The sequence below is a fragment of the Kangsaoukella pontilimi genome (assembly GCF_009830125.1).
Classification (GTDB): domain Bacteria; phylum Pseudomonadota; class Alphaproteobacteria; order Rhodobacterales; family Rhodobacteraceae; genus Kangsaoukella; species Kangsaoukella pontilimi.
The window spans coordinates 1,350,858-1,377,649 of the sequence record NZ_WUPT01000001.1 but is presented as its reverse complement, the minus strand read 5'-3'; the positions used below and the strand labels follow the sequence as shown (position 1 = coordinate 1,377,649).

Below are 26,792 nucleotides of genomic sequence, written 5' to 3'. Positions count from 1 at the left end.
CGAAAGGGGCCGGACATGCGCCATACCGTGGAAGAGATCGCCAAGGCTCTTGGCGCCGAGTTGTTCGGGGATGGAAGCCTGACCATCACGGGCGCGTCCGAGCCTGCGAGCGCGGGGCCCGAGGACCTCGCGCTGGCCATGAACCCCGACTACGCCGCGGGCCTTTCCGACGGTAAGGCGCGCGCCGCCATCCTCTGGGACGGAGCCGACTGGCAGGCGCTTGGGCTCGAGGCCGCTCTGGTCGTGCCGCGCCCGCGATATGCCATGTCCGGGCTCACCGCGCTGCTTGATCCGGGTCCCGAGATCGCGCCGGGCATTCATCCGACTGCCCATGTCGATCCGAGCGCGACTGTCGGGGGCGGCGCGGCGATCGGTGCCTTCGTCTATGTCGGCCCCCGCGCGCGGATCGGCGCGAATGCCCGGATCGCAAACCATGCCAGCATTGCCGAGGACGCCGTCCTTGGCGACGACGCGCTGATCCATGCCGGTGTGCGGATTGGCGCGCGCGTACGGATCGGGGACCGGTTCATCTGTCAGCCGGGCGCCGTGATCGGCGCTGATGGCTTCAGCTTCGTTACGCCCGAGAAAAGCAGGGTCGAGGATGCCCGCGCGTCTCTCGGCAAGGAAACCGAGGCGATCAACGCGTCCTGGACCCGCATTCACTCGCTCGGCGGAGTCGAGATCGGCGACGATGTCGAAGTGGGTGCGAATAGCTGTATCGATCAGGGCACGATCCGCGCAACCCGCATCGGCAACCGCACCAAGCTCGATAATCTCGTGCATATCGGCCATAATGTGGAGGTGGGCGAGGATACGCTTCTCTGCGGACAGGTTGGCATCGCCGGCTCGACCCGCGTGGGCAACCGCGTTGTCATGGCAGGCCAGGTGGGGGTGAACGACAACATTTTCGTGGGTGATGACGTGGTTGCAGGCGGGTCGTCCAAGATCTTTACCAACGTGCCTGCGGGCCGTGTTGTTCTTGGCTATCCGGCGATGAAGATGGACCAGTTCCTCGAGGCCAGCCGCAACTGGCGGCGGCTACCGCGCCTGATGGATGATGTGAAGGCGCTCAAAAATGCGGTTCCCAAGCCCGGCAAGGATGACTAGATAGCCCGCAAGCCGAGAGGCTCGGCCTGACAGGAAACGGATCGGACCATGAGCAAAGAGACAAGGGAACGGGTGCGCGCCATCATCGCCGAGCAGGCGGTGCTTGAGCCGTCCGACGTCTCCGAAGACCAGACGCTCGATGATCTGGGTATCGATTCCATGGGACTCGTCGAGGCGATATTCGCCATCGAAGAAGAGTTCGACATCCAGGTGCCGTTCAACGCAAACGAGCCCGAGAAGTCAGATTTCGATATCTCGTCGGTGGCGGCCGTCATGGCTGCAGTCGAGCGGCTCGTCAAAGAGCAGAAGGGCTGAGCGCGCCCATGCGCCGCGTGGTCATTACCGGGGCCGGGACGATCAACCCGCTCGGCCATTCGGTTGATGCGACGCTTGAGGCGTTTCGCGAGGGGCGCTGCGGGATCGGACCGCTCGATATTCGCGATGTGGACCGGCTCGCCATCCGCATTGGCGGTCAGGTCCGGGAATATGACGCCGACGCCCGGTTCAACCGGCAGCAGCAGGCGCTTTACGACCGTTTCACGCAATTCACGCTGATCGCAGCTGAGGAAGCCATCCGGCAGTCCGGCCTGACCTTTTCGGGCGAGCTTGCGGCCGAGGCGGGCGTGGTGCTTGGCACGTCGGGCGGCGGGCTGAACACGCAGGACGAGAATTACCGGGCCGTTTACGAAGAGGGCAAGAACCGCGTCCACCCGTTCATCGTGCCGAAGCTGATGAATAATGCCGCCGCGAGCCATGTCTCGATGACGCATAACCTCAAGGGACCGTCCTTTACCGTGGCCACGGCCTGCGCCTCGTCCAACCACGCGATGGGGCAGGCCTTCTGGCTGGTCCGGTCGGGCGCGGCGCGGGCGATGATCACGGGAGGATCGGAATCCATGCTCTGCTTCGGCGGCGTAAAGGCGTGGGAAGGGCTGCGCGTCATGTCCCGCGATGCCTGCCGGCCGTTTTCGGCCAACCGGAACGGCATGGTGCAGGGCGAGGGCGCGGGCGTTTTCGTCTTCGAGGAATACGAGCACGCGAAAAAGCGCGGCGCCGAGATCCTGGCCGAAATCGTGGGCTTTTCCATGTCGTCGGATGCCTCCGACATCGTCATGCCCAGTCAGCAGGGCGCAGCGCGGGCCATTCAGGGGGCGCTCCGCGATGCGCGTCTCTCGCCGGATCAGGTGGGCTACATCAACGCCCACGGCACCGGCACCGCCGCGAATGACAAGACCGAATGCGCGGCTGTCGCGAATGTCTTCGGTGCGTCGGCGGATGACGTGATGATCTCGTCCACCAAGTCGATGCACGGTCACCTGATCGGCGGCACCGGCGCGGTCGAGCTGCTGGCCTGCATCATGGCGCTCCGAGACGGGGTGATCGCGCCCACCATCGGCTATGAAGAGCCGGACCCGGAATGCGCGCTGGATGTCGTGCCGAACGAGGCGCGTGAGGCCAAGGTCGATTTCACGCTGTCGAACGCGTTCGCCTTTGGCGGGCTGAACGCCGTTCTGGCGCTTGGCCGGGCGCCCTGATCGGTCGTCAGCCAGAAAAAGTAATTCGACCTGTCGAAAACCCGTCGGACCGCGCGTCCTTGAGGCATCGAAACCTCAAGGGAACCAGATCATGGAACTGCCGGTCACTGGGCTTTATGCGGGCGCGCTGACGCTCTTATTCATCGCTTTGTCTTTCCACGTGTCGATCACGCGCGGAAAGACCGACACCAGCCTCGGCGACGGGGGCAATCCGGTCATGCTGTCGGCCATGCGCCGTCACGGGAACCTGGCCGAATTCCTGCCGCTTGCACTTCTGCTGCTGGCCCTGGCCGAGATGGCTGGCACAGGCATGATCTGGCTGCACCTTATGGGTGGGCTCTTGGTCGTCGGGCGGCTGATCCACCCGCTTGGCATCGCGCCCGATGGCGGCATCTTCGCCGCGCGCGTGGCGGGCTCTCTCATGACGCTCGGCGCACTTCTGATCGGAGCTGTCGCGCTTCTTCTCGCCGCGTTCGGCTAGGGCTTGTCCGAACGCATTCCCATCCGCATCATCACATCTCAGAAAGGATTTCACGATGCAGTATCTTGCCCTCATTTATTCCGAAGACGGCGCCGGCCCGAAGCCCGGCACCCCCGAATGGGGCGCCTTCATGCAAGGCTATGCCAGTGCCAACAAGACCTTCACCGAAGAAGGGGTGATGATGGGCGGCGAGGCGCTGCAGCACACCGACACCGCCACGTCGGTCCGGGTGCGGGGCGGCAAGGTCGAGACGATGGACGGACCCTTTGCCGAAACCAAGGAGCGGCTTGGCGGGTATTACCTGCTGGACTGCAAGGACCTCGATCAGGCGATCCGCATGGCGGCGCTGATCCCGACGGCGGCCCATGGCACGGTCGAGCTGCGCCCGATCATGCATGTCGAACTTCCTGAATGAGTGACCGGCCGCCCCCTGACCTCAAGGACCGGATCGCACGGATCCTGCGTGAGGACAGGGGGCGGCTGATCGCGGCGCTGATCAGGGCGACGGGTGATTTCCACCTGGCCGAGGACGCGCTGTCGGATGCCTTCGAGAAGGCGCTCCAGCACTGGGGGCGGTCGGGCATGCCGGATCGCCCCGATGCGTGGTTGTTGCAGGTGGGGCGGCGGCAGGCCATCGACCGGCTGCGGAAACAGAGCCGCCACGCCGCGCAGGCAGGTGAGATTCGCCGTCTCATGGACGAGGATCAGGAGGCGCAGGGTGCCCTGCCACCCGAGATTCCTGACGATCGTCTTAAGCTGATTTTCACCTGCTGCCACCCGGCGCTCGACCCGAAGAGCCGGGTGGCGCTGACCTTGAGGACGGTGGGCGGCCTGACCACGCGCGACATCGCGCGCGCGTTTCTGGACAGCGAGATCGCGATGGGACAGCGGCTGTCCCGTGCCAAGTCCAAGATCGCCAAGGCGGGCATTCCCTACCGCGTCCCCGATCCCCCGGAATGGGAGGAGCGCCTTGGCGCGGTCCTGACGGTCATCTACCTGGTTTTCAACGAAGGGTGGTCTGCGGGGCCTGGCGAGGCTCCGATCCGTTCGACACTTTGCGACGAGGCGATATTCCTGGCCCGGCTTCTTCTGACGCTGGCGCCCGACGATCCCGAGATCGAGGGGCTTCTGGCGCTGATGCTGTTGACCTTCGCGCGTCACGGCGCCCGGCTGGGGCCTGACGGGGCGGTGGTGACGCTCGACGAACAAGACCGTGGCCTATGGAACAGCGCGATGATCGACGAGGGGCTGGCGCTTCTCGACCGGGCGGTGGCGCGGGGAAGGCCGGGCGCGTTTCAGCTTCAGGCGGCAATCGGTGCGCTTCATGTTCAGGCAGCGTCGCCGGCGGAGGTCGACTGGCCGCAGATCGCGCTGTTATATGACCGGCTGGCGGCGGTGATGCCGACCCCTGTCGTCCGCCTGAACCGGGCAGTTGCACATGCCGAAGCCGGCGCTCCTGAGGCGGCGCTTTCCGAGATCGAGACGCTCTTGCCCGATCTCGACCTCTATCAGCCGTTTCACGCCGCGCGCGCGGACATCGCCGCAAGGCTGGGGCAGGGCGATGTGGCGCGTGCGTCCTATCGCGCGGCGATAGAGATGTCGCGAAGCGATACCGAAAAGCGGTGGCTTGCGGCGCGTCTGGCGCGGGTTCGGCCCGACTGAGCCGGGCGGTCAGCTTTTGCGCGGGACCCCGTAAAGCTCCAGCCTGTGGCCCTTCAACTCGTAGCCGAGCTTCTCTGCGATCCGCTCCTGAAGGGCCTCGATTTCCTCATCCACGAACTCGATGACCTCACCCGAATGCAGGTCGATCAGATGGTCATGATGGTCGCGGTCTGCATCCTCGTAGCGGGCGCGCCCGTCCCGGAAATCGAGCTTTTCAAGGATGCCCGCCTCTTCGAACAGCTTGACGGTCCGGTACACGGTGGCGAGCGAAATCCGCGGGTCGATGCTGCTGGCGCGGGCGTAGAGTTCTTCCACGTCCGGGTGATCGTCCGCGTCTTCCAGCACGGTGGCGATGGTGCGGCGCTGTTCGGTCAGGCGGAGGCCCTGCGCCTCGCATCTGTCGATGATCGTATCCACCGGTTCGGGTTCCCTCGGCTGCTTCGGGGGTCCGTTCTAGCGTGGCGGGGCGAGGCTGGCAAACCCCTCTCAAAGGGTCAGCCGGCCCGCCATAACCCGTGTCGCTTCGCCGGAGATCCGGACAGAGCGATGCTGTCCGTCCTCATGGGTGACTTCGGCAGTGATGCGGCTGGGGCGGCCCATGTCGTCGCCCTGCCGCACATCGAATGTCGCGCTTTGTCCGTCCAGCGTGCCGAGATAGGCGGCAAGCGCGCAGGCGGCGCTGCCGGTGGCGGGATCTTCGGGCACGCCGTCCAGAGGCGCGAACATGCGCGCGTCGATCCGATTGCCGTTTCGCACGTAGATCAGAAGGTCGAAATGCGTGCTTCCCGGCCAGAACCCGCGAAACGCCTGAAAAGCGGCCGCATTGGGAGCGGCGCGCGCCAGCGTCTCGCGATCGGTCAGCTCGACCACGGCGAAAGGCAGGCCCACGGACGCGATCACGGGAGCGTGCCGGTCGGTGCGGATGTCCTCAGGCGTCAGCCCGGCTGCGACGGCCACATCCTCGACCGTCATGCTGTCCCATGTCTGAAGCGGCACTTCGGTCACGAAGGATGCCCTGGACCCGTCGACCCTGACGGGGATCGGGCCGACGCCAAGCTCAAGATACGCCTCTGCCGGGATGCGACCGAGCGCGGACAGCGCGACGGCCGTGCCGATGGTCGGGTGGCCCGCAAAGGGAATTTCCTGCGTCGGCGTGAAGATGCGGACGCGGGCATGATGCTCGGGCGCATCGGGTGGGAAGACGAAAGTGGTTTCCGAGAAATTGAACTCGCGCGCGATCTTCTGAAGCGACGCCTCTGGCAGGCCGGAGGCATCCGGAATGACCGCCAAGGGGTTGCCGGCGAAGGGCCGGTCGCTGAACACGTCGTAGACAAGGTATTCGGTCATCTGCGGCTCCTTACTCGCGCGGGCGGACCATCGGTGGAAGCCGCGGCGGAGGCAAGGTCCCTCTTGTCACTTCCGGCGCAAAAGGGCAGGTGGCACCCATGCCGACCAAAGACCGCATAGACAGCGCGGGCGCCCTGGCGCTTGTCGCCTTTTCGGTGCTTCTCGCCTTCAACCAGGTGGTAATCGCCGTGGTGAACGAAGGCTTGCAACCGGTGTTCTTCGCCGGGTTGCGCTCGGCGGGATCGTTTCTTTGTCTGGCGCTCTGGTTTCGGCTGAGGGGGCGGCCGATGGGCTTGTCCGGTGCGGACTGGCGGCCCGGCGTGCTGATCGGGCTGGCCTTTGCGGCAGAGTTCATCTGTCTTTTCATCGCGCTCGATCTCACCACCGTGACGCGGGTGAGCGTTCTGTTCTACACGATGCCGCTGTTCCTGGCGGTCATGTCCCATATCTGGATACCGGGTGACCGGCTGTCTCCCACACGCGCGCTTGGACTTGTCCTCGCCTTCTTGGGCGTAGTTATCGCGATTCTCTGGCGGGGTGCCGGGGCCGAGGGCGAGGCATCGCTTCTGGGCGACGCGCTGACGCTTGTGGCGTCATTCGCTTGGGCGCTGATCGCCTTCATCGCGCGGACGGGCCTTTCCCACGTGGCGCCCGACCGGCAGCTTGTCTGGCAGGTGGGTGTCTCGGCGGTGGTGCTTCTGGCGGTCGCGCCGCTCTTCGGTGACCTCGTCCGGGACCTTGCGCCGATCCACCTCTGGGGGCTGGGTTTTCAGATCGTGGTCATCGCCTTCGCGGGATACGCCTTCTGGCTCTGGCTGCTGACGATCTACCCGGCGTCCAGTGTCGCCGCGTTCAGTTTTCTTACGCCGATCTTCGGGGTGCTCTTCGGATGGGCCATCCTCGACGAACCGCTCGGGGTGCCGATCGTGGCCGCGCTCGGGCTGGTCTGCCTGGGGCTGGTGCTTTTGAACACGCGCCCCAGGGCTCAGGTCCCGCAGAAGGTCTGAGGCACGACCTCGTCTTCGGTGGGCGGACGCATGAGCGCGGTATTTTCCGGCACGTCGAACGGCCTCGCGAGTGTGGCAAGAAGCGCCTCGAAGGGCTCGAAATCGCCCGCGACACCGGCCTGAATCGCCTCTTCGATGCGATGGGTCCGGGGAATCACGGCAGGGTTCACGCGGTCCATCGTAGCGGCGCGGTCCTCGGGCGTTGCGTCCTCGCGCTCCAATCGGTCGCGCCACTCCCGCGCCCAGTCTTCGAAGGCGTCGCGGTCCGCGAACTGGTCTGCAGCAACGTCGCTGTGCAAAGCCCTGAAGGTATTCGTGAAATCCGATCCGCCCGCCGCCATGACGTCGAGCAGCCGATGGATCAGCGCGGTGTCGCCGTCCTCGATCGTGGTCAGGCCGATCTTGGCGCGGAAGATGCGCAGCCACTCTGCGCGGAAGAGGTCGGGGAAGCCGTCGATAACGCCTTGCGCGGCCTCTAGCGCGGCGTCCTTGTCCTCGCCCATGATCAGCAAAAGCGAGGTGGCAAGCTGCGCGAGGTTCCAGAGCGCAATATCGGGCTGGCGCGCATAGGCATAGCGCCCGCCTGTGTCGATGGACGAGAACACACGCATCGGGTGATACGCGTCCATGAAGGCGCAGGGGCCGTAGTCGATGGTCTCGCCCGAGATGGTCATGTTGTCGGTGTTCATCACGCCGTGGATGAAACCGAGGCCCATCCACCGGGCGATAAGGCTGGCCTGACGGCGCGTGACCTCTGCCAGAAGACCGAGCGGCCCGTCAGCGTCAGGGGCGTGGCGGGCGATGGCATGCTCGGTCAGGTCGCGAAGGGCGTCGTGGTCGCCCTGGCTTGCGAAATACTGGAAGGTGCCGACGCGGATATGGCTCGCTGCAACGCGGGTCAGAACCGCGCCGGGCAGCGGAGCCTCGCGGACCACGGTGTCGCCGGTCAGAACAGCGGCGAGGGCGCGGGTGGTGGGGACGCCAAGCGCCTCCATCGCCTCGGAGACGAGGTATTCGCGCAGCACGGGCCCGAGCCACGCGCGCCCGTCGCCCATGCGGGAATAGGGCGTGGGGCCGGAGCCCTTGAGCTGAATGTCGAACCGCGCGCCGTCGGGGGCCAAGACCTCGCCCAGCAGAAGTGCACGGCCATCGCCCAGACGGGGCGAGAAGCCGCCGAACTGGTGCCCGGCATAGACCTGCGCCAGCGGGTCGGCGCCTTCGGGGACCGCGTTTCCGGCCAGCGCCGCGACGCCTTCGTGGCTGGAAAGCGCGTCCGGGTCGATGCCGAGGCGTTTTGCGAGGGCGGTGTTCACCTTGATGAGGGCCGGGGCTGAGACCGGCGTCGGCGGCATCCGTGTATAGAACCGCTCGGGCAGGCGTCCGTAGGAATTGTCGAAGTGCATCGTCAGCATCATACGCCTTTAGATAATGCAGCTTTGGCCTCTGTCCCAGAGGGCCGGCGGCGGATTATGCCATGCGGGTCATCAGCGCGAAATCCCGGCGGCGGAAACCGAGCCGGCGGTAGAGACGTTCGGCAGGGTTGCCTTCGGAGACCTCTAGATGAAGCGCCTTGATGCCGACCTCGTCCAGCGTCTTCAAAAGTTCGCCCAGTGCCTCGCCGCCCATGCCTCTGCCGCGCACCGCGTCGCGGAGCCAGATTTCGTCGATGAAGCTTTCCATCCCGCCCAGTTCAATGGACCAGCCGAAGGAAATCGCGACATAGCCCACGGGCGACATGCGCGGCCCAATCAGCCAGACCGCGCCGTGGGGCGAGCCTTCGAGAAGCGGCATCAGCGCGGTGCGGCGGTGTTCCTCGTCGCTCTCGATCCCTTCGAGCGCGTGGTACTGGGCAACCATCCCGTCGAGCCGGGGCAGGTCGTCGGGTGTGGCGAGGTGCAGGCGGCTCATGTCAATCGCTCCAATGCGCGGCGCTCGGCCTTGTCGATCCACCCGCTCTTGCAGGCTCCGTAGTCGGCGCCGCCCTCCGGGTGACGCGCCGCGCAGGCGGCCTTGACCGAGGTATAGGCCGCGCGCAGGGCTGCGTTGTCGCGAAGCGCGTCGCGAAAGGCAAGGTGGCGTCTGATATCCGGGTGGTCTTGAGAATAGCCATGCGCATGAAATCGCCGGATGCCGGTCTCGGGATCGATCAGGCGACAATAGGCGCGGCCCGGCAGGCCGTAGGCGCCCATCCATTCGTAGCCCATCGCCTGCACTGCGCCGCCTGCGTCATCGCGCGCGGCGTCGTCGGTGAAGACCGGCAAAAGGTCGATGATAGGCTTGGCGGGCAGGCCGGGAATAGAGGTCGATCCGATGTGGTGGACCGTGACGAGGCCGGGGACGGTCGCGCGCCAGCGGGCGATCTCGTGTGCTGCCTGCGAGGGCCACTCGGGATCGGGCGGCGAGAGCAGGCTCACAGGCGTTTCAGGCGTTCGGTCAGAAGCGCGAAGAAACCGTCGCGGTCCACGTCGCCCATGAACATCGCGTTGGCGGGCCGGTCGGTGACACCCCACCAGTCCGCGACCGTCATGCCAAGCGTCAGTTCGGACGTGGTCTCGATCTCGACATTGATCCGGCGTCCCGAAAACAGGCCGGGATTTATCAGATATGCGACGGTGCAGGGATCGTGAAGCGGCGCGCCCTCGGAGCCGTATTTCTCCATATCGAAGCGCTCGAAGAAATCGGTCCAGGCGGCGACCATGTCGCCCACGGGCGTGCCGAGGCCGCGCATCTCGTCGATCCATGCGGCGCTGGTCAGCGCCTTGTGCGTGACGTCGAGCGGCATGACCACGATTTCGGCGCCGGATTTGAACACGATATCAGCCGCTTCGGGGTCGACATAGATGTTGAACTCGGCGGCGGGCGTGATGTTGCCCACCTCGAAATAGGCGCCCCCCATCAGCACGATCTCGGCCACGCGTCCGACGATATCAGGGGCGCGCTGAAAGGCGGTGGCGATGTTCGTGAGCGGGCCGACGGGCACCAGCGTCACGCTGCCCGCAGGTTCGCGGCGAAGCGTCTCGATGATGAAATCGACGCCGTGCTGGTCCTGAAGCGGCATCGTCGGTTCGGGCAGAGGCGGTCCGTCGAGCCCGGTCTTTCCGTGCACGTGCTCTGCCGTGACCAGCTTGCGCCTGAGCGGGGCATCGCAACCGGCGTAAACGGGGATGTCGGGTCGCCCCGCCAGTTCGCAGACAATCCTGGCGTTTTTCTCTGTCAGCGGAAGGGGGACGTTGCCCGCGACGGCCACGACGCCAAGGACGTTCACATCCTCGGGCGAGGCGAGCGCCAGAAGGATCGCAACCGCGTCGTCCTGGCCGGGGTCTGTGTCGATGATGATATTACGGGGCGCCATCTGTCTCTCCTGCTCAGGGGATGGAGAGTGACGGCGCCCCGTGCCCTTGTCCAGTGGTGTGCAACGGAGACTGGTAAGGGTATTTCAGGCGCTTAGCTGTCGGTGCCGGCGCCGCCGTCGAAGTCGACACGCTCGACCATCTTGAGCGCTTCGGCGCGGTGCGAAGCGATATCGGTCAGCGGTGTGTCATCTGCGGTGAACGCGCCCCAGCTTGCCACGCGCGCGTCGATTTCGGCGTCGGGGCGGGTCGGGTATTCGTTCACGACCGACGAATAGATCCGCTGCGCCTCGGGCGAGGTCAGGAACTCCATGAACTTGAGGGCTTCTTCCTCGTTGGGTGCGCTGGCGGTCATGGCGACGCCCGAGATGTTCACGTGGGTCTTGCCATTGTCGGCGAAGGTCGGGAAGTCGATCCGGACCGAGTTCGCCCATTCCTGCTGCTCGGGATCGTCCAGCATCGCGCCCATGTAATAGGTGTTGCCGAGCGAGATGTCGCATTCGCCGGCCCAGATCGACTTGACCTGCGCGCGGTCGTTGCCCTCGGGGTCCTTGGCGAGGTTTTCGCGGAGGCCGGTGAGCCAGGTCTCGGCGGCTTCTTCACCGTTGTGCTCGATAACGGCCGAGAGAAGGCCGAGCGTATAGACATGGGTGCCCGAGCGGGTGCAGATGCGGCCTTTCCACTTGGGATCGGCGAGGTCTTCGTAGGTGGTGATTTCACCTTCGGCGACGCGGTCCTTCGAGGCATAGACGATGCGCGCGCGGGTGGTCAGGCCGAACCAGTGATTGTCTGTGTCGCGGAGCGCGGGCGGGATGTTGGCGGCGAGCGTCTCGCTTTCCACGGGGCGGGTGACGCCGGCGTCCTTGGCTTCGGTCAGGCGCGAGATGTCGACGGTCAGGATGATGTCGGCGGGCGAGCGGCGGCCTTCGGCCTGCAGACGCTCGACCAGGCCCTTGTCGACGAAGGCGACGTTGGTGGCGATCCCGGTTTCGGCGGTGAACGCGTCAAGCAGCGGCTGGATCAGCTCGGGCTGGCGGTAGGAATAGATATTCACCTCGTCGGCATAGGCCGGGATGGCGGTGGCCGCGCCTGCGGCGGCGAGGGCGATCAGGGAAACGCGCATTGTTAACTCCTGTTGGTGTCGATTGACCGCGAATTACCCGAGTGTTTTTGTCGGGTCAATACCTGAGTTTTTCAATCGGGAAAATTTTCCAGGGGAAAATTGCCCGAGGGGCGCTGCCCCTCTCCGGCCGCTGGCGCGGCCGAATTCACCCTGGAGTATTTTTCGAACAGAAGAAGATCAGGGACGCTTTTCGAGGGCCTTGGCGGCGTCCCAGAGCGCGTCCATTTCCGCAAGGTCGCTGTCTGCCGGGGTGCGGCCCGTTTTGGCCAGCTCGGCTTCGATATGAGCGAAGCGGCGGGTGAATTTGGCGTTGGCGCCGCGAAGGGCCGCTTCGGGGTCGATGCCGAGATGGCGGGCGAGGTTGGCCATGACGAAGAGGAGATCGCCCATTTCCTCGGTCAGATGTGCTTGGTCTAAGCTGTCGCGGGCTGCGGTGAGTTCAGTGCATTCCTCGGCGATCTTGTCGAGGACATGGGTGGCGTCGGGCCAGTCGAAGCCGACGCGGGCGGCGCGTTTCTGGAGTTTCACCGCCCGGAGAAGGGCGGGGAGGCCCAGGGCGATGTCGTCGAGAAGCCCGGTGCGCCCGGCCTTTTCGCGTTCGGCGGCCTTGGCGGTCTCCCAGTCGCGGGTCTGCTGTTCGGGTGTCTTGTCGCGGCTTTCGGTGCCGAAGACATGGGGGTGACGGTCGATCATCTTGGCGGCGATGCGCCGCGCGATGCTGTCGAAATCGAAGCGGCCGTCTTCCTTGGCCATTTGGGCGTGGTAGACCACCTGCAGGAGCAGATCGCCCAGTTCGCCTTCGAGTTCATCCCAAGATTCGCGTTCGATCGCATCCGCGACCTCGTAGGCTTCCTCGATCGTGTAGGGGGCGATGGAGGCGAAATCCTGCTCGATATCCCAGGGGCAGCCGGCGTCCGGGTCCCGGAGGCGGCGCATCACCTCGATCAGGCGCGGCAGGCCGTCCGGCACGTCATGGATCGGATCGGCATCTTGGGACATGGACTTTCCCCGAGGCTTCTGGAACGGTCCTTCCGACCTGTCACGGTGCGCCGGTGCTGTCCAGTCCGGCGCGAGGCAAGAAGGATCAGAGATGTCGCTCGACAAGGCCGCCAGCGAGGTGGATGCCGCGATCACCCGCGAAGGGGATCGGGGGCTGGGTTATGAGAACGTATTCGCCGGTGTGACGTCTTTCCTGAGGCGGCGGATCACCAAGGACCTGAGCGGTGTGGACCTTGCCGTCACGGGGCTTCCTTTCGATCAGGCGGTGACCCATCGGCCGGGTGCGCGCTTCGGTCCGCGCGCGATCCGCGAGGCGTCGACGCTGATGGCGGGCGATCCGCCCTATGGCTGGGGGTTTTCGCCGCTGGAAGAGCTGGCCATCGCGGATTACGGCGACATGGCCTTCGACTATGCCAAGCCGGGCGAGGTGCCCTGTCTGATCGAGGCGCATGTGGCGGCGATTCTGGAGGCGGGTGCCGCGGCGCTTTGCCTTGGCGGCGATCACTCGACGACACTGGCGGCGCTTCGCGCGCATGTGAAGCGGCACGGCCCGGTGGCGCTGTTGCAGTTCGACGCTCATTCCGACACCTGGGTGGACGATGACCCGTCCCGCGTGGACCATGGCACCTTCGTCTACAAGGCCGTGGCCGAGGGGCTGATTGTGCCCGAACGGTCGGTTCAGATCGGAATCAGGGTCGAGAACGAGCCCTGGCTCGACATCACGCGGATCGACGCGCGGCGGGTGCATGCCGAGGGGCCCGTTGCCATCGCCGCCGAAGCGCGGCGCATTCTGGGCGATGGTCCTGTCTATCTGACCTTCGACATCGACGCCTTCGACCCGGCCTATGCGCCCGGCACAGGCACGCCGGTCTGGGGCGGGCTGACGAGCGCGCAAGTTCCTGGCCTGTTGCGCGAAATGGCCGGGATCGACCTGATTGGCGCGGATGTGGTCGAGGTCTCGCCCCCCTTCGACCACGCGAATATGACCGCGCTGGCGGCGGCACATGTCGCCTATGATCTGATCGCGCTCTGGGGCTGGTCGCGGCGGAGCGGAGGGTAACTCTTCGGAAGTCTTTCCAGTTTACCTGCGGCGTGGCAAAATGAAGATGGGGCGCTAATTGACGGTTGGTCATGAAAGAGATCATTTATCTCATACTGTTGCTCGCCGCGGCGGGCATGCTTTGGATTCGCTTCGCGCCGCATGATACGGACCGCTGGCATGTCGATCCGGCCGAGGTCGGCGATCCGCGCGGCTCTGGGGTCCGGCTGATCGGGAAGGAGGCGCCGCGTTTCCCCGGCGACCCCGATACGGTTCTGCAGGAATTGGCCGATATCGCCCTCAGCGAACCCCGAGTCCGCATTCTGGAAGGGGGAGTGGATGACGGTCTTCTGACCTTCGTCGCCCGGACGAAGCTGATGGGCTATCCGGATTACATCACCTTTAAGGCCGTGGCGGAGGGGGACGAGACGAAGCTCGCCGTCGCCAGCCGGGCGCGTTTCGGCTCGTCAGATTGGGGTGTGAACCGCGACAGACTGGACCGCTGGTTTGCTGAACTGGACCTCAGGCTCCGCCCGTGAAGACAGGCAGCCGACGCCGGTGTCGCGCCAGATCGGCACGTTGAGCGACATGTCGCAAAGCGCCATGAAGGCGCGGCCATCCACGAAGAGGCAGATTTCGTCGCCTATTTCCACACGACTTCCCTGAGTGTCGGTGCAGTAGCATTCGATCACACGGCCGCCGGGGTAGGTCACGTCGGCCTGGGCCGGAAGTGCGGCGAAAAGGATGAGGCAAGCCAAGCGTTTCATGGTCGAAGAGTAGCATTCTTTCGTGGTTCGATCCAGTGACAAGCCATTGACCCCGGCGCGCCGATAGGGGACAGGATGGCGCATGATCCCCAGCGATACACTCGACCAGATCCGGGCGCGTTTCGAGTTCCTCGAAGCGAAGATGGCGGGTGGCGCGGAGCCGGGCGAAATCGCGTCGCTCGCGCGGGAATATTCCGAGCTGAAGCCTGTCGTGGCCGAGATCGACGCCTATCGCCAGATGGTTGCTGCCCGGACCGAGGCCGAGGCGATGCTGTCCGACCCGGAGATGGCCGCGCTGGCCGAAGAAGAACTGTCCGATCTGAAGGAGCGTCTGCCCGAAGCGGAGCAGGCGCTCAGGATCGCGCTTTTGCCCAAGGATGCCGCCGATGCACGCCCGGCCATCGTCGAAATCCGGCCCGGTACGGGGGGAGAGGAGGCGGCGCTTTTCGCGGGCGATCTTCTGAAGATGTACCAGCGATATGCCGAGAACAAAGGCTGGAAAGGCGAGATTATCGAACTCAGCCGGACCGAGCTGGGCGGTGTGAAGGAAGCCGTGCTGCGCGTGGCCGGAGACGGTGTTTTTGCGCGGCTCAAATTCGAATCCGGCGTGCACCGCGTGCAGCGTGTGCCAGAGACGGAATCGGGCGGGCGCATCCATACTTCGGCCGCGACGGTCGCGGTTCTGCCGGAAGCGGAAGAGGTCGATATCGACATCCCCGCCGGCGACATCCGCATCGACACGATGCGGGCAAGCGGGGCGGGCGGGCAGCATGTGAACACGACCGATAGTGCCGTGCGGATCACGCATATTCCGTCGGGCATCGTCGTCGTGTCGTCCGAAAAGAGCCAGCATCAGAACCGGGCCATCGCCATGGCGGTGCTGCGCGCGAAGCTTTTCGATCTGGAGCGGCAGAAGGCCGATGATGCCCGCGCAGCCGACCGCAAGGCGCAGGTGGGCTCAGGCGATCGGAGCGAGCGCATCCGCACTTATAACTTCCCGCAAGGCCGCCTGACGGATCACCGGATCGGGCTGACGCTCTATCGTCTGAACGAGGTTTTGACGGGCGATCTGGACGAGGTAATCGACGCGCTGACTGCCGAGGATCAGGCCGCGAAACTGGCTGAACAGGGGCTCTGATGGCGCGCCTCAGCGAGGTTTGGCTCGAGGGCGTGGCCCGGCTGGAAGCGGCGGGGATCGAAAGCGCGAGGCGTGATGCGCAACTTCTGCTGGCTGAGGCTTTTGGCATTCCACGCGACCGGATCAGCTTGTCCATGCACGATGAAGCCGACCCTGAGGGCACCGCCCGTTTCTGGCCGCTGATCGACGCGCGGGCGGCACGGCGTCCGGTCTCGCGTATTCTGGGGCGGCGAGCCTTCTATGCCCATGAGTTCATGGTTACCGACGCGACGCTCGACCCGCGCCCCGAGACCGAGCTTCTTGTGGAGCTTGCAATTGCCACCAGACCCCGCCGCGTTCTGGATCTCGGGACCGGGACGGGGTGCATTCTGATCAGCATTCTGGCCGCTTTGCCCGAGGCGCGCGGCGTGGGCACGGACATCTCTCCCGAGGCGGTGCTGGTCGCGGGCGAAAACGCTGCGGCGATCGGGGTGGCGGATCGGATCGTTCTGCCGATCTCGGACTGGTTCGACGACGTCGGCAGCCGCTATGACCTGATCGTGTCGAACCCGCCCTATATCGCGGTGTCCGAGATGGAGGGGCTTTCGCCGGAGGTGCGCCTACACGATCCGACGGACGCCCTGACCGACGGGGGCGACGGGCTGGCCGCCTATCGGAAGATCACCGCGGCCGCTCCGGGTCATTTGACGCCGGGCGGGGCGCTCATGGTCGAAATCGGCCCCACTCAGGGGCGCGCGGTCGCGGCGCTCTTTTCCGCCGCAGGCCTTGAAGACGTCGAGGTTCATCCCGATCTGGATGGTAGGGATCGCGTCGTTTCGGGCCAAAAACCGGCCTGACTGCGCGGCAAACCGCCCGATAGAATGGGTTTTGCGGATATTTTCCCTGAGGCTTGGGAAAAATGCCTTGCCGTTCCCATCCACGGCGGCTAGACCCATAGCGCGCTCGGTGGAGCAGTCGCTCCCCTTCGCCATCTGCCAAATCCCGCCCGGAACGCTGCCCCTGAGATGGGGCGATTAGAAGGACCGAGGGCGCGAGACAGATCAACTCCTGGATCGGTACGTTTATGAGATCTTCCAAGTCACGTTCGCGGAACAAGAACAACCGCAACCGTTCGGTCGGTAACATCGTCAACCGTGTGTTCGACAGTTCCGGACCCGAAGGCAAAGTGCGGGGTACGCCGCAGCAGATCATCGACAAGTACAATCAGCTTGCCCGCGACGCGCAGCTTGCCAATGACCGCGTTGCGACAGAGAACTTCCAGCAACATGCCGAGCATTATCTCAGGATGCTGTCCGAAGCGCAGCGCGAGCAGCAGGAGCGGCAGCAACAGCAGCAGTCTCAGAACGATGGTCGCCAGCAGCGTCGTGACGACGATGACGACGATCAGGATAACCAGAGCAGCCAGAACAACCAGCAGTCCGAGGGCCGTCAGCGCGATCAGGGCGGCGATGGCAACGATAACGGCGGCAATAACGACGCCGGGGGCGGCAACGGTGGCAATAACGGCAGCGGCAGCAACCGGCGCGGCAAGCGGCGGAATGACAACCGCAGCGACGATGTGATCGATTTCGAGGAAAAGGCCGAAAGCGGTCTCGTCGAAACCCCCGAAGAGCGCCCCAAGAAGACCCGCCGTCCCCGCAAGAAGGCCGAGGACGCCGAGCCGTCCAGCGAGGCGCCCGCGCCCGACGCCGCCGAATAGGCGCGTCAGGACCGGAGCAGACCAGCAGGGCCGCCGCGAGGCGGCCTTTTTCGTGTCAGGCGAGGGTGCGCGCGAGCGCGGCAAAGCGCTCGATATCCACGGTTTCGGCGCGGTCGGTCGGGGCGATGCCCGAGGCCTGCAACCGGTCCTCGATATCCGGGGCCAGACCCTTGAGCGCCGCGCGGAGCATTTTTCTCCGCTGGTTGAAGGCCGCAGCAACCACCTTTTGCAGCACGTCCGGGTCCGCCGGATAGCGCGGTTCGTCGAGCGCTTTCAGATGCACTACGGCAGAGCGGACTTTCGGGGGCGGTGTGAAGGCCTCGGGCGGCAGGTCGAGAACGATCCGCGCGTCGGTCCGCCACTGGGCGAGAACGGCGAGTCTGCCATATGCCTTCGACCCCGGAGCCGCCACGATCCGCTCGGCCACTTCGCGCTGGAACATCAGCGTCAGCGTCGACCAGACCGGCGGCCATTCGGCGGGGGTGAGCCAGCGCACCAGAAGCTCGGTTCCCACGTTATAGGGCAGGTTGGCCACGACGCGGATCGGCGGTTTCAGATGACTGAGCGGGTCGATGTCGAGCGCGTCGCCCTCGATCACCGTCAGGCGGCCCGGATAGGCGTCCGCGATCTGGGCAAGGGCGGGCAGGCAGCGCGGGTCCTTCTCGATGGCGAGCACGTGGCGCGCGCCTTCGGCCAGCAGCCCCCGGGTCAGACCGCCCGGACCGGGGCCGACTTCGAGCACGTCAGACTGCGTCAGGTCGCCCGCCGCGCGCGCGATCTTGGCGGTCAGGTTCAGGTCCAGAAGAAAGTTCTGACCAAGCGCCTTCCGCGCGCTCAGTGCGTGATCGCGGATCACGTCGCGCAGGGGCGGCAGGTCGTCGATGGCGCTCATGACGCTGCCGCTCGCATAGCGGCCATCTGATGCGCCAGCTTCAGGGCCTCGATCAGAGACGTCGGGTTGGCGAGGCCGCGTCCGGCGATGTCGAAGGCGGTGCCGTGGTCGGGCGAGGTGCGCACGAAGGGCAGGCCGAGCGTCACGTTCACGCCCCGGTCGAAGGCCAGTGTCTTGATCGGGATCAGGGCCTGATCGTGATACATCGCGATGGCGGCGTCGTAATGTGCGCGCGCGGCTGCATGGAACATCGTGTCGCCCGGCAGCGGACCGATCAGGTCGAGTCCCTCGGCGCGGAGCCGGTCCAGAAGCGGTGCGATCATCGCGCCTTCCTCGGCCCCCAGCAGCCCGCCTTCGCCCGCGTGCGGGTTCAGGCCCGCGATGGCGATCCGGGGAGAAAGCAGGCCGAAGTCGCGGCGGAGCGCGGCGTGCGTGATGCGGATCGTGGCCTCCAGCCCGTCTTCAGTCAGGGCCGATGGAACGTCCGCCAGGGGGATGTGGATCGTCGCGGGCACGACCCTCAGCTCCTCCGAGGCGAGCATCATCACAACGTGCTCGACGCCTGCCAGATCGGCGAGGAACTCGGTATGGCCGGGATGGGTGAAGCCGCCCCAGTCCACCAGAACCTTTTTCGCAATCGGTGCGGTGGTCAGGGCCGATGCCTCGCCCGCGCGCACAAGCTCGACCGCGCGGGTCAGCACGTCGACAACGCCGGGGGCGTTCTCGGGACTGGGCGTTCCCGGTGTATTGGCGCGAGGGAATGGGTGCGGCAGGACGGGCAGACCTTCTGCCGCCGCAGCCATGGCCTCTGACGGGCTGTCGATCAGGGCCATGGGCGCGTCCTCGGGCAGGTGCGCGGGATCACCGATCCAGAAAAAGGGCAGGCTATCCCTGAGTGCCTTCCAGGCGCCGACGGCGATCTCTGGGCCGATCCCCGCGGGATCGCCGCAGCTCAGCGCAACAGGGGGCAGGCCGGACCCGGACACGTCAGTTCGTCAGGTCTTCGACAAAGGCCGCCGCCCGCAATTCGGCGAGGTGATGCGCTGCGATCGCGCCAAGTCGCTGATTGAGAAGCCGGGTGCCGACGATCTCGAAATCTACGGTGCTTTCGGCGGCAGGGGCGCGGGCGCAGAGCATCAGCACCGCCGGGACGCCGCCGCGTGTGATGACGGCGGCCTCGTTGGCGTCGAGGGTCTGAATGGCTCCTGCCACGTCGCCGGGAAGTCCGCCGGCGGGGCGCGTTTCGCGGATCAGCCGTTCCTCGGGAAGCCCTTGGGCAAGGCCGTAGAAATCATCGCAGACATCCACGCGGGCCAGAACGCGCGCGGCAGCCCCTTCGCTGCCGTCGGTGATGAAGAGCGCATAGTCCACGTCCAGTGCCTCGGGCGTGCCGGCGGCGATCCGTTCGGCTTGCCGCAGGAAATAAAGACCGATGGCATTCTCGAGCTCGATCGGGCGCGAGGTCTGGCCGGGCGTCAGGTTGGCCACGGCCTGAACGACATTCGGCGGAAGCGTATCCACCGCAACCCAGTTCAGCTCGCCGCCTCGTGCGCGAGAGGCTGCAATCGAAAACTGCCGAGCGGCGGCGGCGAATGCGTTTTCGTCCGTGATTGTCGCCAGTTCGGCGGCACGGGCGCGGGAGGCGGCGGCGGTCTCGGGCGTGTTCGCGGGCAGAAGGATTTCCGACAGGAGCACGCGCAAACCGCCTTCGGTCCCGAGCTGGGTCAGTGTGCGCTCGACCTGGCTTCTGGGGATGTCGCGGGCGCTTTCGCCGAACCGAGCTCGGACATAGTCGCGCCAGAGCACGCCGGCGCCCACGAAGTCGCGGAAGGTTTCCGCGCTGACGCCGTTCTGTTGAAGCGCGGCAATGAATTCGTCCGCCGTCAGGTTCGCACGGCCTGCGAACTCGCTCATACCTTCGCGCAGGCCGTCTTCCGACAGTTCGATCCCGAAATCCTCGGCAGCGCCCCGCTGGATCGCCTCGTTCACAAGTTGCTCTCGGGCGATGTTGCGGGGATCGCCAGGCGCGCGCAGAAGCGACAGAAAGCGGGTGCGCTCGTCCAGTTCGTAGCGCGTCACGATGCGTTCGTTCACGCGGACCACCGGCTCGAACCGGTTCTGCGCTGTGGCGGGCCATGCCGCAACAGCGATCAGAAGCGCCGAAACGGCACCTGCGATACCTTTACGCCAAAGGGAACAGCGCATCACGACCCCTTACACCCTCGTCTTGTCGCCTCGCGATCTCCGCCTGCGCCGACGCCCAGAAGGGAGACGCGAAAACCGAAATCGGTCGTGGGCGATACACTAGACGAGGTCGCATAGCGACGCGAGAGCGAAAGATCGAGTTCCAGGCATTCGTTCCGGTAGTCCAGACCAAGACCCACACGCGCCGCGCGTCCGGCGGTGAAGTCATAGCGCCAGTCGGTCGAGGCGGCCCAACGGTCGCTCAGGTCGTACCTGCCTTCGAAGGACCATTCCGACAGACGTATGGTCCGGTTTTCGGCCGGTTCGGGCGCGGCACGGATATAGCTGGTGGAAAGGCTTCCTGCGCCTTTCGTCCAGTCGATGCGCGTCTCGCTCAGCGTGAAATTGAGCTGATCGTCGAAAAGCGCGCGCGAGGTCACCCAGAGCTCGCCCTGAAGGCCGAGGCGCCCCGCCACTAGCCATTCCGACTGATCGCCTTCCAGACCGGTGCCCTCGGCGAACCCGAGGTCTCCGTCAAGGTTCACGACCCTCCCAAGCGTCACGTCGGTGGTCACGCCCCCTTCGGTTTCGCGCCGCCACGCGCCGCCAAGGGCCACGCGGACGCCGTCCTCAACGCCGTCCAGACCGGGATAGCGGCTTGGGGCGAAAAGATTGGCCTCGTCGAACTCCACGATCCGGCTGTCCTCGAGCGGTACGGCCGCACCGCCCACCCGAGAGACATCGATACGGGCGATCGGTTCGAGGGTTTCGGCAACGCGGCCGGTCTGGCGAACAAGCGGCCAGCGTAGTTCGACCGCCGCACGCGGCACCGTGCGCGTCACGTTCTGGGTGAAGCCCGTGTCCTGGTCGGTGTTGAACACGTCCGCGCGGAGGCCAAGCTCGCCCTTGCCGACGATGCCGGGGCCGAAGATCGCCGTCCGCTGCCAGTCGAGACCGACCCCTATCCGCGACACGTCGCGGCCGACAATGTCGTCCGAAGAAGGGCGGTTGAGAGCGGCTGCGTCCACCCGCGCGGTGGTCCGCCCGCCGAAGGAAAGGGAGGGGATGTCGCGGATATAGCCGACCTCGACATGGCGGTCGGGCAGTTGATCGTTGATGGCGATGTCCGCCTCGCGGAACGAGCGGAATTCCGTGATGCTCGCGCGGAAGAGGTCCTTGTCCCGGACGCGCGCAAGGTCGATCTCGTTCCTGAGGCGGTCGCGCTCGGAATAGTTGTACTGAAACAGGTAGCCGGGGTCGCTGGCCAGTTCGAGGCGGAGCGTCGCGATGAAGTCGCGCGGCAGGCGGTACCTGGCCTGACCGAAGAGGTACCCGCGCGAGCCTTCGATATCGTCATCGCTGGCCGCGCCGCTGAATTCGATTTCGCCGTAGGACAGCATCTGGCGATATTCGAGCTCGAGCGTTCTGGTGGAGCTGGACAGGTAAGGGGTCAGCGTCACGTCGGCATGGGCGCCAAGGGGGACGAAATACGGCACCTTGATGCCGGTGCCGAGCTGCGACGAGGTGCGGAGCCTCGGGATCAGGATCCCGGGCGCGCGGTCGACCGAGGGGTCCGGGATGCGAAGGCGAGGAATGTAGGCGACGGGAAGGCCCGCCACCCGAAACTGCGCGCCCTCGAAATAGAGCTGCCGCTCCAGAGTATCGTGGATGACGCGGCGTGCGCGGATCTCCCACAGCGGTGTCGGGTTCGCGGCGCAGACCTCGCAGGACGAGGCGACCACACGGTCGAGAGTCGTGTATCGGTCGTTCACTCGGGCCAGTTCGGCGGCGGCAAGCTGTAGCTGCTGGTCCAGTACCAGCCGCGCCGAGCGGAGAAGACCTGCGCGGAGGTCCGGCGAGAGGCTCGCCTCGGTTGCGGCAAAGACCGTGCCGCCCGGCTCGGTAACGGTAATCGGGCCTTCAACGGTCAGCCGGTCGCTCCGACGGTCATAGACGACACGGTCCGCGGTCAGGCGGGTGCCGTCCTGCCAGACCTCGACATTGCCGCTGGCAACGATGCGTCCGGTCGGTTCGACAAGCACGCTGTCGGCCACGAGCGTCGCAGGCGCCTGCGCGGCTGCTGGCAGCGCTGCAAAGGTCAGAGCGAGGATCAGGAGAAGCGCGCGGATCATCCGTCTTCCAAATGTAAAAGAAGCCCGAGCGGCAACAGGACCGAGGCGACCGGCGGGCCCCATGCCGCCAGAAGGATCGGGATCTGGCCGTTCTCGCCCAGAATGGCGGCGAAGTTGCGGATGAAGTAGAGCGTGAAGCCAAGGGCCAGCGCCAACATGACCATCATGCCCGTCCGTCCAAAGCGCGTATGACGCATTGTGAAGCCCGCGCCCACCAGCACCATCGCCACCAGCAGGACGGGAAGCGCCAGCTCCATGTGCAGGAACGTCTTGTGGATACGGGCCGAGAAACCGGCGGTCTCCAGATCCCGGATGAAGCCCGGCAGTTCCCAGATCGGGATGGCAGAGGGCGTGCCGAAACTGTCGAGGATCTGATCCCGTGTCAGGTTCGACGCAAGGCTCATCCGTTCGGTCTCGAATGCCTCGGCCTCGGGGATGGCCTGTCCGGTGTCGAACCGCCATTCCTTGGCGCCTTCGATGGCCCATGCGCCTTCGGTCAGCCTTGCGCGGTCGGCCTCGATCCGGAAGGCGGGGCGTCCGTCGCCGTCGAAACCCATGAAGGTGACCGCGCTCAGTTCCGTGCCGTCGAGGTTCGAGCGCACGGCGCGGATCACCGTCTGGCCGCTCTCGTCACCCTGTCTCAGCCAGAGCCCCTCCGAGGTCAGCGACAGTTGCGAGACCTCGCCGCCCCTGAGCCGGTCGGCCAGCGCCTCGTATTGCTTCGAGGTCGCCGCGACGATCGGGTTGAAGACCGCTACGGCAAGGATGCCGACGACGAAAGCGACGATCACGGGCGCGACAAGGCTTTTCAGAGCCGAGCGGCCGGAGGCGCGCGTGACGACCAGTTCGGACGACCGCGCAAGGCCGAGGAATAGCGCCAGCGTGGACAGGATCATGACGAGCGGCAGAATACCGTAGAGTGTCTCGGGCACATTCAGGAAGGTCAGGCCGAGAAGCATGCCGAAGCCCGCCTCGGTTTCGCCGAAGCGCCGTATCTGCTCGATCATATCGATCAGGACGAGGATGGCGAAGAAGACCAGCAGCACGGACAGGAACGTCTTGGCGAAGCGGCGCGCGAAATAGAGGTGCAGCGTCATTGAGCACCTCCTGCCGGGATGGGTCGCCGCCAGCGGGGGCGCCTGAGCAGGGCCGGGCGCGCCGCAAGGAAAAGAAGAGCGATCGCAAGCACCGCGCCGAAGGCCGGTCCCAGATAGGCCGCAGGCCAGAGGTCGGCACTTCCCTGCACCATATCCTGACCCACGCGTGTCAGCATCTGAACCCCGATCAGAAGGACGATTGCACCCACGATCTGCCGCCAGATTCCGAAACGCGAGAAGCCTCCCAGAAGCAGCGTCGCGAAGCCGATTAGCGGTGCGATCATTCCGTTCAGCGCGTTGCCGATACGTTCATGGGCTTCTGCCACCAGCGTCGCACGGCTGGCGCCGGTCAGTGCCTGCGTCGTGGCGTCCGCACGCAAGAGCTGAGCTGTGCCGAGCTGTTGCGGACGCAGTTGAGCCGTCGCGCCGATATCGACAAGGCCCGAGAGGTCATATGCGAAATCCTCGAAGCGCGTGATCGACAGGCGCCGCCCGTCTTCCTGATACACCTGCGCCAGCCCCTCGAACATGATCAGGGACGGCCCGGTATCGCCCCGGATCAGAAGCGCCTCGCGGGCGGTATAGGTCACCCGGCGACCGTCGAAGCGGCTGTCGGATAGGAAGACATTCTGCAATTCGCCCAGAGGCGAAATCTCGCGGATGTAGAAGGTAATCCCCCGCGCCGGATGCAGAAACCGCCCCTCGGTCAGAAGCCGCGCGGTCAGATTTTCCGAGATTTCGGCCGTGCGCTGATCAAGCTGGCGGAGGCTCGCCGGGACAAGGACATGGGCTAGGATCGATGCGAGGCAGAAGACAATGACGCCAAAGAACAGGACTGGCCGCGCCAGCCGCCAGGGCGAGAACCCGGTCGCCTGCACCACGACGAGCTCGCTCTCGGAGGTGAGTTTGTTGGTGACGTAAAGCGTCCCGGCGAAGGCCGCGATGGGCAGCACGATACGGATGACGTTGGGCAGGGTGAGTGCGCTGAACTCAAGGAAGACGAGTGCCGACTGACCGTTGGCGATCAGTTGGTCGAACAGAACAACGGCGCGATTGACCCAGTAGACCAGGACAAGCACCAGCGCGAAGAAGCCGAACAGCATCAGGAGCTGCGCCAGAAGATATCTGTCGAATCGTCCGATCATCGGTCCGCATCAGGTGAACGTGGCCGGACCCTAGACCATTGCCGCGAGAGGGAAAACCGGCAACCGCAGGATCGGCGCTGGTCAGCCGGGAAGGGGCGCTCTATCAAGGGGGGCCAATCACGAGGGACGCCGACATGACCGATCTGCCCGAGCTGTCCTTTATTCAACCCGACCTCGACGGTCTGGCCGAGGCCGAGGGGCGCATCGTCGTCTTCCTGCCCGAGACAGGAAAACTCGACCAGATGGCGCGGCGCGTGAACCGGCTGACACGTGGCGCGCTGGAGCGCTTCGCGGAAAGCGAGGACTTCGCCAAGCTGAAAGAGGGCGACGTGCACACGCTTGGCTACCCGTCCGGCCTGGCGGCGCGTGCGGTGGATGTCGTGCGGCTCGACCGCCGTATTCGCGGCATCCGGGCCCGGCGCGCGGGCGGGCTGATCGGCAAGCGCGCGGGTGGCGACCCGATCACGATCTGTGCAGGCAGCCTCCGGCCGCTCTACGACATTTGCCTTGGAGTCTGCCTTGGGGCCTATCGCTTTGATCGGCATGTCACCACGGGAACCGACGGCGACACTGCGCTGGGTGGTCTGACCGTTCTGACCACGCGCCCCGACGAGGCGGAACAGGAGGGCGCCGCCGCCCGTGCCGCCGCCGAGGCCGTTTGGTTCGCGCGCGATCTGGTGAACGAGCCCGCGAACGTCCTGACGACGACCGAATTCGCCGACCGGCTTGCCGGAATGGAGGCGCTCGGTCTGTCGGTCGAGGTTCTGGACGAAGACGCCCTGCACGAGACGGGCATGCGCGCACTTCTGGCGGTCGGGCAGGGCAGCGCCAGCCCATCTAAGGTTGTGATCATGTCATGGACCGGAGCGGGCAAGTCGCAGGCCCCTGTGGCGCTTCTCGGCAAGGGCGTGGTCTTCGACACGGGCGGCATCTCGCTCAAGCCCGCGGCGGGCATGGAGGCGATGACCATGGACATGGGCGGCGGTGCCACGGTGGCGGGCGTCATGCGGCTTCTGGCGCTCAGGAAGGCACGGATCAATGCCGTGGGCGTCGTGGGTCTGGTCGAGAACATGCCGGACGGCGGCGCCATGCGACCCGGCGACATCCTGAAAACGCATCAGGGCGATACGGTCGAGGTGAACAACACCGATGCCGAGGGGCGCCTCGTCCTTGCCGATATCCTCTCCTACACCGCGGACCGGTTCAAACCCTTCGCCATGGTGGACCTTGCCACGCTCACGGGTGCTGTGGTGGTGGCGCTTGGCCATCACAACGCAGGGCTCTTTTCCACCGACGGCCGGATGGCGCGCGCACTCTTGGGCGCGGCCGAGGCCGAGGGGGAAGGGCTCTGGCAGCTTCCCTTGGGCGAGGACTATGCGCGACAGTTGAAAAGCAATGTGGCCGATCTGAAGAATTCCGCCGGACGACCGGGCGGCGCGGTCACGGCTGCCGAGTTCCTGCGCCGCTTCGTGCCTGAGGACATGGCCTGGGCGCATATCGACATCGCCGGGGTCACGACCAGTTCTGCCGATGTGGCGCTTGCGCCCAAGGGCGCGACGGGCTGGGGCGTGCTCACGCTCGACCGCTGGCTTCGGGACGAACACGAGGACTAGGGCCGGAAGAAGAAGCGATGGGCGACGTCTATTTCTATCACCTGACCGAGCGGCCGATCGAGGCCACGTTGCCGGTCCTTCTGGACAAGGCGATGGGTGCTGGGTGGCGCATTGCGCTCCGCGGGCGGGACGCTGCCCGGCTGGAAGCGCTCGATAGGCAGCTCTGGATGGGCGAGGGGTTCCTCCCGCACGGGGTGGCGGGTGGCCCCCATGACGCGGACCAGCCGATCCTGCTCACGACCGGCGCGGTGCCGGACGATGCGCAATGCCTGATGACCCTAGACGGGGCCGAGGTCACGCCGGAGGAGGCTCTGCGCCTGACCCGCACATGCATCCTCTTCAACGGCGCCGACGAAGGTGCGGTCGAGGCTGCCCGCGCGCAATGGCGCAGCCTGACCGGAGGCGGCCTCAAGGCGAAATACTGGGCCGAGGAAGACGGGCGCTGGACCATGAAGGCCGAAAGCGGCTAGGGGGA

General features: G+C 65.7%; 29 protein-coding genes. 14 read left to right on the top strand and 15 right to left on the bottom strand.

All coding sequences use genetic code 11. The features are described from left to right. The first annotated feature begins 15 nt into the window (after positions 1-15). From lpxD to GQ651_RS06825, 6 genes are all read left to right on the top strand, one after another. A complete protein-coding gene (gene lpxD / locus GQ651_RS06850; RefSeq protein ID WP_160763433.1) occupies positions 16-1,107 on the top strand; it encodes a UDP-3-O-(3-hydroxymyristoyl)glucosamine N-acyltransferase in 1,092 nt (363 codons plus the stop codon). A 48-nt stretch (positions 1,108-1,155) separates the two neighbouring features. Then, on the top strand, positions 1,156-1,422 hold the full coding sequence (locus GQ651_RS06845) for an acyl carrier protein (protein WP_160763432.1): 267 nt from the start codon (positions 1,156-1,158) through the stop codon (positions 1,420-1,422). A gap of 8 nt (positions 1,423-1,430) precedes the next feature. Further along, the gene (locus GQ651_RS06840) at positions 1,431-2,642 is read left to right on the top strand and encodes a beta-ketoacyl-[acyl-carrier-protein] synthase family protein (protein WP_160763431.1); all 1,212 of its coding nucleotides are present in this window, start codon (positions 1,431-1,433) and stop codon (positions 2,640-2,642) included. Between the two features lie 91 nt (positions 2,643-2,733). Beyond that, entirely contained in the window at positions 2,734-3,123 is a 390-nt protein-coding gene (locus GQ651_RS06835; RefSeq protein WP_160763430.1) for an MAPEG family protein, read from the top strand. Positions 3,124-3,178: 55 nt separating this feature from the next. Further along, on the top strand, positions 3,179-3,538 hold the full coding sequence (locus GQ651_RS06830; protein ID WP_160763429.1) for a YciI family protein: 360 nt from the start codon (positions 3,179-3,181) through the stop codon (positions 3,536-3,538). Continuing rightward, entirely contained in the window at positions 3,535-4,785 is a 1,251-nt protein-coding gene (locus tag GQ651_RS06825; RefSeq protein ID WP_160763428.1) for an RNA polymerase sigma factor, read from the top strand. The genes GQ651_RS06830 and GQ651_RS06825 overlap by 4 nt, the downstream gene beginning before the upstream one ends. Before the next feature lie 9 nt (positions 4,786-4,794). Here GQ651_RS06825 and GQ651_RS06820 read toward each other — a convergent pair whose 3' ends face one another. Together GQ651_RS06820 and GQ651_RS06815 are read right to left on the bottom strand one after the other, a co-directional pair. Then, on the bottom strand, positions 4,795-5,202 hold the full coding sequence (locus tag GQ651_RS06820; protein WP_160763427.1) for a Fur family transcriptional regulator: 408 nt from the start codon (positions 5,200-5,202) through the stop codon (positions 4,795-4,797). Between the two features lie 69 nt (positions 5,203-5,271). Then, positions 5,272-6,132 carry a PhzF family phenazine biosynthesis protein gene (locus GQ651_RS06815; RefSeq protein WP_160763426.1) on the bottom strand — a complete coding sequence of 287 codons (861 nt, stop codon included), beginning with the start codon at positions 6,130-6,132 and terminating at the stop codon, positions 5,272-5,274. 98 nt (positions 6,133-6,230) lie between these two features. Between GQ651_RS06815 and GQ651_RS06810 the strand changes: the two genes are divergently transcribed. Further along, positions 6,231-7,139: a DMT family transporter gene (locus GQ651_RS06810; RefSeq protein ID WP_160763425.1), complete on the top strand. Its 909-nt coding sequence runs from the start codon at positions 6,231-6,233 to the stop codon at positions 7,137-7,139. On the opposite strand, the gene GQ651_RS06805 is transcribed toward GQ651_RS06810, so the two are convergent. The 6 genes from GQ651_RS06805 to mazG all read right to left on the bottom strand — a co-directional run bounded on the left by GQ651_RS06805 (position 7,118) and on the right by mazG (position 12,611). Beyond that, entirely contained in the window at positions 7,118-8,554 is a 1,437-nt protein-coding gene (locus GQ651_RS06805; protein ID WP_160763424.1) for a protein adenylyltransferase SelO, read from the bottom strand. The two genes, GQ651_RS06810 and GQ651_RS06805, sit on opposite strands and share 22 nt — an antisense overlap. 52 nt (positions 8,555-8,606) lie before the next feature. Next, a complete protein-coding gene (locus GQ651_RS06800) occupies positions 8,607-9,047 on the bottom strand; it encodes a GNAT family N-acetyltransferase (protein ID WP_160763423.1) in 441 nt (146 codons plus the stop codon). Then, positions 9,044-9,553 carry a GrpB family protein gene (locus tag GQ651_RS06795; RefSeq protein WP_160763422.1) on the bottom strand — a complete coding sequence of 170 codons (510 nt, stop codon included), beginning with the start codon at positions 9,551-9,553 and terminating at the stop codon, positions 9,044-9,046. The genes GQ651_RS06800 and GQ651_RS06795 overlap by 4 nt, the downstream gene beginning before the upstream one ends. Further along, on the bottom strand, positions 9,550-10,491 hold the full coding sequence (locus GQ651_RS06790) for a nucleoside hydrolase (protein ID WP_160763421.1): 942 nt from the start codon (positions 10,489-10,491) through the stop codon (positions 9,550-9,552). The genes GQ651_RS06795 and GQ651_RS06790 overlap by 4 nt, the downstream gene beginning before the upstream one ends. A gap of 92 nt (positions 10,492-10,583) precedes the next feature. Next, positions 10,584-11,612 (bottom strand): Fe(3+) ABC transporter substrate-binding protein, encoded by a 1,029-nt coding sequence (locus tag GQ651_RS06785; RefSeq protein ID WP_160763420.1) that lies wholly within the window; start codon positions 11,610-11,612, stop codon positions 10,584-10,586. Positions 11,613-11,789: 177 nt separating this feature from the next. Next, positions 11,790-12,611, bottom strand: coding sequence for a nucleoside triphosphate pyrophosphohydrolase (gene mazG / locus GQ651_RS06780; RefSeq protein ID WP_160763419.1), 822 nt, complete (start codon positions 12,609-12,611; stop codon positions 11,790-11,792). Positions 12,612-12,702: 91 nt separating this feature from the next. Between mazG and speB the strand changes: the two genes are divergently transcribed. Together speB and GQ651_RS06770 are read left to right on the top strand one after the other, a co-directional pair. Next, on the top strand, positions 12,703-13,671 hold the full coding sequence (gene speB, locus GQ651_RS06775) for an agmatinase (protein ID WP_160763418.1): 969 nt from the start codon (positions 12,703-12,705) through the stop codon (positions 13,669-13,671). A 71-nt stretch (positions 13,672-13,742) separates the two neighbouring features. Then, complete coding sequence (locus tag GQ651_RS06770) at positions 13,743-14,189, top strand: DUF1499 domain-containing protein (protein WP_160763417.1); 447 nt, start codon at positions 13,743-13,745, stop codon at positions 14,187-14,189. On the opposite strand, the gene GQ651_RS06765 is transcribed toward GQ651_RS06770, so the two are convergent. Continuing rightward, on the bottom strand, positions 14,118-14,417 hold the full coding sequence (locus GQ651_RS06765) for a hypothetical protein (RefSeq protein WP_160763416.1): 300 nt from the start codon (positions 14,415-14,417) through the stop codon (positions 14,118-14,120). The two genes, GQ651_RS06770 and GQ651_RS06765, sit on opposite strands and share 72 nt — an antisense overlap. Positions 14,418-14,499: 82 nt before the next feature. Between GQ651_RS06765 and prfA the strand changes: the two genes are divergently transcribed. The 3 genes from prfA (at position 14,500) to GQ651_RS06750 (ending at position 17,254) form a co-directional block, all read left to right on the top strand. Next, positions 14,500-15,555: a peptide chain release factor 1 gene (gene prfA / locus GQ651_RS06760; RefSeq protein ID WP_160763415.1), complete on the top strand. Its 1,056-nt coding sequence runs from the start codon at positions 14,500-14,502 to the stop codon at positions 15,553-15,555. Beyond that, entirely contained in the window at positions 15,555-16,391 is an 837-nt protein-coding gene (gene prmC, locus GQ651_RS06755) for a peptide chain release factor N(5)-glutamine methyltransferase (protein WP_160763414.1), read from the top strand. Before prfA ends, prmC begins: the two co-directional genes overlap by 1 nt. Positions 16,392-16,618: 227 nt before the next feature. Continuing rightward, a complete protein-coding gene (locus GQ651_RS06750; RefSeq protein ID WP_160763413.1) occupies positions 16,619-17,254 on the top strand; it encodes a DUF4167 domain-containing protein in 636 nt (211 codons plus the stop codon). 55 nt (positions 17,255-17,309) lie between these two features. Here GQ651_RS06750 and rsmA read toward each other — a convergent pair whose 3' ends face one another. The 6 genes from rsmA to lptF are packed head-to-tail and all read right to left on the bottom strand — an operon-like array spanning position 17,310 to position 24,704. Then, positions 17,310-18,146: a 16S rRNA (adenine(1518)-N(6)/adenine(1519)-N(6))-dimethyltransferase RsmA gene (rsmA, locus tag GQ651_RS06745; protein WP_160763412.1), complete on the bottom strand. Its 837-nt coding sequence runs from the start codon at positions 18,144-18,146 to the stop codon at positions 17,310-17,312. Beyond that, positions 18,143-19,132, bottom strand: coding sequence for a 4-hydroxythreonine-4-phosphate dehydrogenase PdxA (pdxA, locus tag GQ651_RS06740; protein ID WP_160763411.1), 990 nt, complete (start codon positions 19,130-19,132; stop codon positions 18,143-18,145). The genes rsmA and pdxA overlap by 4 nt, the downstream gene beginning before the upstream one ends. Position 19,133: 1 nt before the next feature. Then, positions 19,134-20,351 (bottom strand): peptidylprolyl isomerase, encoded by a 1,218-nt coding sequence (locus GQ651_RS06735; protein ID WP_160763410.1) that lies wholly within the window; start codon positions 20,349-20,351, stop codon positions 19,134-19,136. Then, the gene (locus tag GQ651_RS06730; protein WP_160763409.1) at positions 20,351-22,462 is read right to left on the bottom strand and encodes an LPS-assembly protein LptD; all 2,112 of its coding nucleotides are present in this window, start codon (positions 22,460-22,462) and stop codon (positions 20,351-20,353) included. Before GQ651_RS06730 ends, GQ651_RS06735 begins: the two co-directional genes overlap by 1 nt. Beyond that, entirely contained in the window at positions 22,459-23,559 is a 1,101-nt protein-coding gene (gene lptG / locus GQ651_RS06725) for an LPS export ABC transporter permease LptG (RefSeq protein ID WP_160763408.1), read from the bottom strand. Before lptG ends, GQ651_RS06730 begins: the two co-directional genes overlap by 4 nt. Further along, positions 23,556-24,704 carry an LPS export ABC transporter permease LptF gene (lptF, locus tag GQ651_RS06720; RefSeq protein WP_160763407.1) on the bottom strand — a complete coding sequence of 383 codons (1,149 nt, stop codon included), beginning with the start codon at positions 24,702-24,704 and terminating at the stop codon, positions 23,556-23,558. The genes lptG and lptF overlap by 4 nt, the downstream gene beginning before the upstream one ends. Before the next feature lie 134 nt (positions 24,705-24,838). Between lptF and GQ651_RS06715 the strand changes: the two genes are divergently transcribed. Next, the gene (locus tag GQ651_RS06715; protein WP_160763406.1) at positions 24,839-26,317 is read left to right on the top strand and encodes a leucyl aminopeptidase; all 1,479 of its coding nucleotides are present in this window, start codon (positions 24,839-24,841) and stop codon (positions 26,315-26,317) included. Between the two features lie 17 nt (positions 26,318-26,334). Next, on the top strand, positions 26,335-26,787 hold the full coding sequence (locus GQ651_RS06710) for a DNA polymerase III subunit chi (protein WP_160763405.1): 453 nt from the start codon (positions 26,335-26,337) through the stop codon (positions 26,785-26,787). Positions 26,788-26,792 lie beyond the last annotated feature (5 nt).

What these genes read in the sequence shown, in the direction of transcription:
- lpxD (WP_160763433.1), top strand. Translation starts at nt 16, where the DNA reads ATGCGCCATACCGTGGAAGAGATCGCCAAGGCTCTTGGCGCCGAGTTG.
- GQ651_RS06845 (WP_160763432.1), top strand. Translation starts at nt 1,156, where the DNA reads ATGAGCAAAGAGACAAGGGAACGGGTGCGCGCCATCATCGCCGAGCAG.
- GQ651_RS06840 (WP_160763431.1), top strand. Translation starts at nt 1,431, where the DNA reads ATGCGCCGCGTGGTCATTACCGGGGCCGGGACGATCAACCCGCTCGGC.
- GQ651_RS06835 (WP_160763430.1), top strand. Translation starts at nt 2,734, where the DNA reads ATGGAACTGCCGGTCACTGGGCTTTATGCGGGCGCGCTGACGCTCTTA.
- GQ651_RS06830 (WP_160763429.1), top strand. Translation starts at nt 3,179, where the DNA reads ATGCAGTATCTTGCCCTCATTTATTCCGAAGACGGCGCCGGCCCGAAG.
- GQ651_RS06825 (WP_160763428.1), top strand. Translation starts at nt 3,535, where the DNA reads ATGAGTGACCGGCCGCCCCCTGACCTCAAGGACCGGATCGCACGGATC.
- GQ651_RS06815 (WP_160763426.1), bottom strand. Translation starts at nt 6,132, where the DNA reads ATGACCGAATACCTTGTCTACGACGTGTTCAGCGACCGGCCCTTCGCC.
- GQ651_RS06810 (WP_160763425.1), top strand. Translation starts at nt 6,231, where the DNA reads ATGCCGACCAAAGACCGCATAGACAGCGCGGGCGCCCTGGCGCTTGTC.
- GQ651_RS06805 (WP_160763424.1), bottom strand. Translation starts at nt 8,554, where the DNA reads ATGATGCTGACGATGCACTTCGACAATTCCTACGGACGCCTGCCCGAG.
- GQ651_RS06800 (WP_160763423.1), bottom strand. Translation starts at nt 9,047, where the DNA reads ATGAGCCGCCTGCACCTCGCCACACCCGACGACCTGCCCCGGCTCGAC.
- GQ651_RS06790 (WP_160763421.1), bottom strand. Translation starts at nt 10,491, where the DNA reads ATGGCGCCCCGTAATATCATCATCGACACAGACCCCGGCCAGGACGAC.
- GQ651_RS06785 (WP_160763420.1), bottom strand. Translation starts at nt 11,612, where the DNA reads ATGCGCGTTTCCCTGATCGCCCTCGCCGCCGCAGGCGCGGCCACCGCC.
- mazG (WP_160763419.1), bottom strand. Translation starts at nt 12,611, where the DNA reads ATGTCCCAAGATGCCGATCCGATCCATGACGTGCCGGACGGCCTGCCG.
- speB (WP_160763418.1), top strand. Translation starts at nt 12,703, where the DNA reads ATGTCGCTCGACAAGGCCGCCAGCGAGGTGGATGCCGCGATCACCCGC.
- GQ651_RS06770 (WP_160763417.1), top strand. Translation starts at nt 13,743, where the DNA reads ATGAAAGAGATCATTTATCTCATACTGTTGCTCGCCGCGGCGGGCATG.
- GQ651_RS06765 (WP_160763416.1), bottom strand. Translation starts at nt 14,417, where the DNA reads ATGAAACGCTTGGCTTGCCTCATCCTTTTCGCCGCACTTCCGGCCCAG.
- prfA (WP_160763415.1), top strand. Translation starts at nt 14,500, where the DNA reads ATGATCCCCAGCGATACACTCGACCAGATCCGGGCGCGTTTCGAGTTC.
- prmC (WP_160763414.1), top strand. Translation starts at nt 15,555, where the DNA reads ATGGCGCGCCTCAGCGAGGTTTGGCTCGAGGGCGTGGCCCGGCTGGAA.
- GQ651_RS06750 (WP_160763413.1), top strand. Translation starts at nt 16,619, where the DNA reads ATGAGATCTTCCAAGTCACGTTCGCGGAACAAGAACAACCGCAACCGT.
- rsmA (WP_160763412.1), bottom strand. Translation starts at nt 18,146, where the DNA reads ATGAGCGCCATCGACGACCTGCCGCCCCTGCGCGACGTGATCCGCGAT.
- GQ651_RS06735 (WP_160763410.1), bottom strand. Translation starts at nt 20,351, where the DNA reads ATGCGCTGTTCCCTTTGGCGTAAAGGTATCGCAGGTGCCGTTTCGGCG.
- GQ651_RS06730 (WP_160763409.1), bottom strand. Translation starts at nt 22,462, where the DNA reads ATGATCCGCGCGCTTCTCCTGATCCTCGCTCTGACCTTTGCAGCGCTG.
- lptG (WP_160763408.1), bottom strand. Translation starts at nt 23,559, where the DNA reads ATGACGCTGCACCTCTATTTCGCGCGCCGCTTCGCCAAGACGTTCCTG.
- lptF (WP_160763407.1), bottom strand. Translation starts at nt 24,704, where the DNA reads ATGATCGGACGATTCGACAGATATCTTCTGGCGCAGCTCCTGATGCTG.
- GQ651_RS06715 (WP_160763406.1), top strand. Translation starts at nt 24,839, where the DNA reads ATGACCGATCTGCCCGAGCTGTCCTTTATTCAACCCGACCTCGACGGT.
- GQ651_RS06710 (WP_160763405.1), top strand. Translation starts at nt 26,335, where the DNA reads ATGGGCGACGTCTATTTCTATCACCTGACCGAGCGGCCGATCGAGGCC.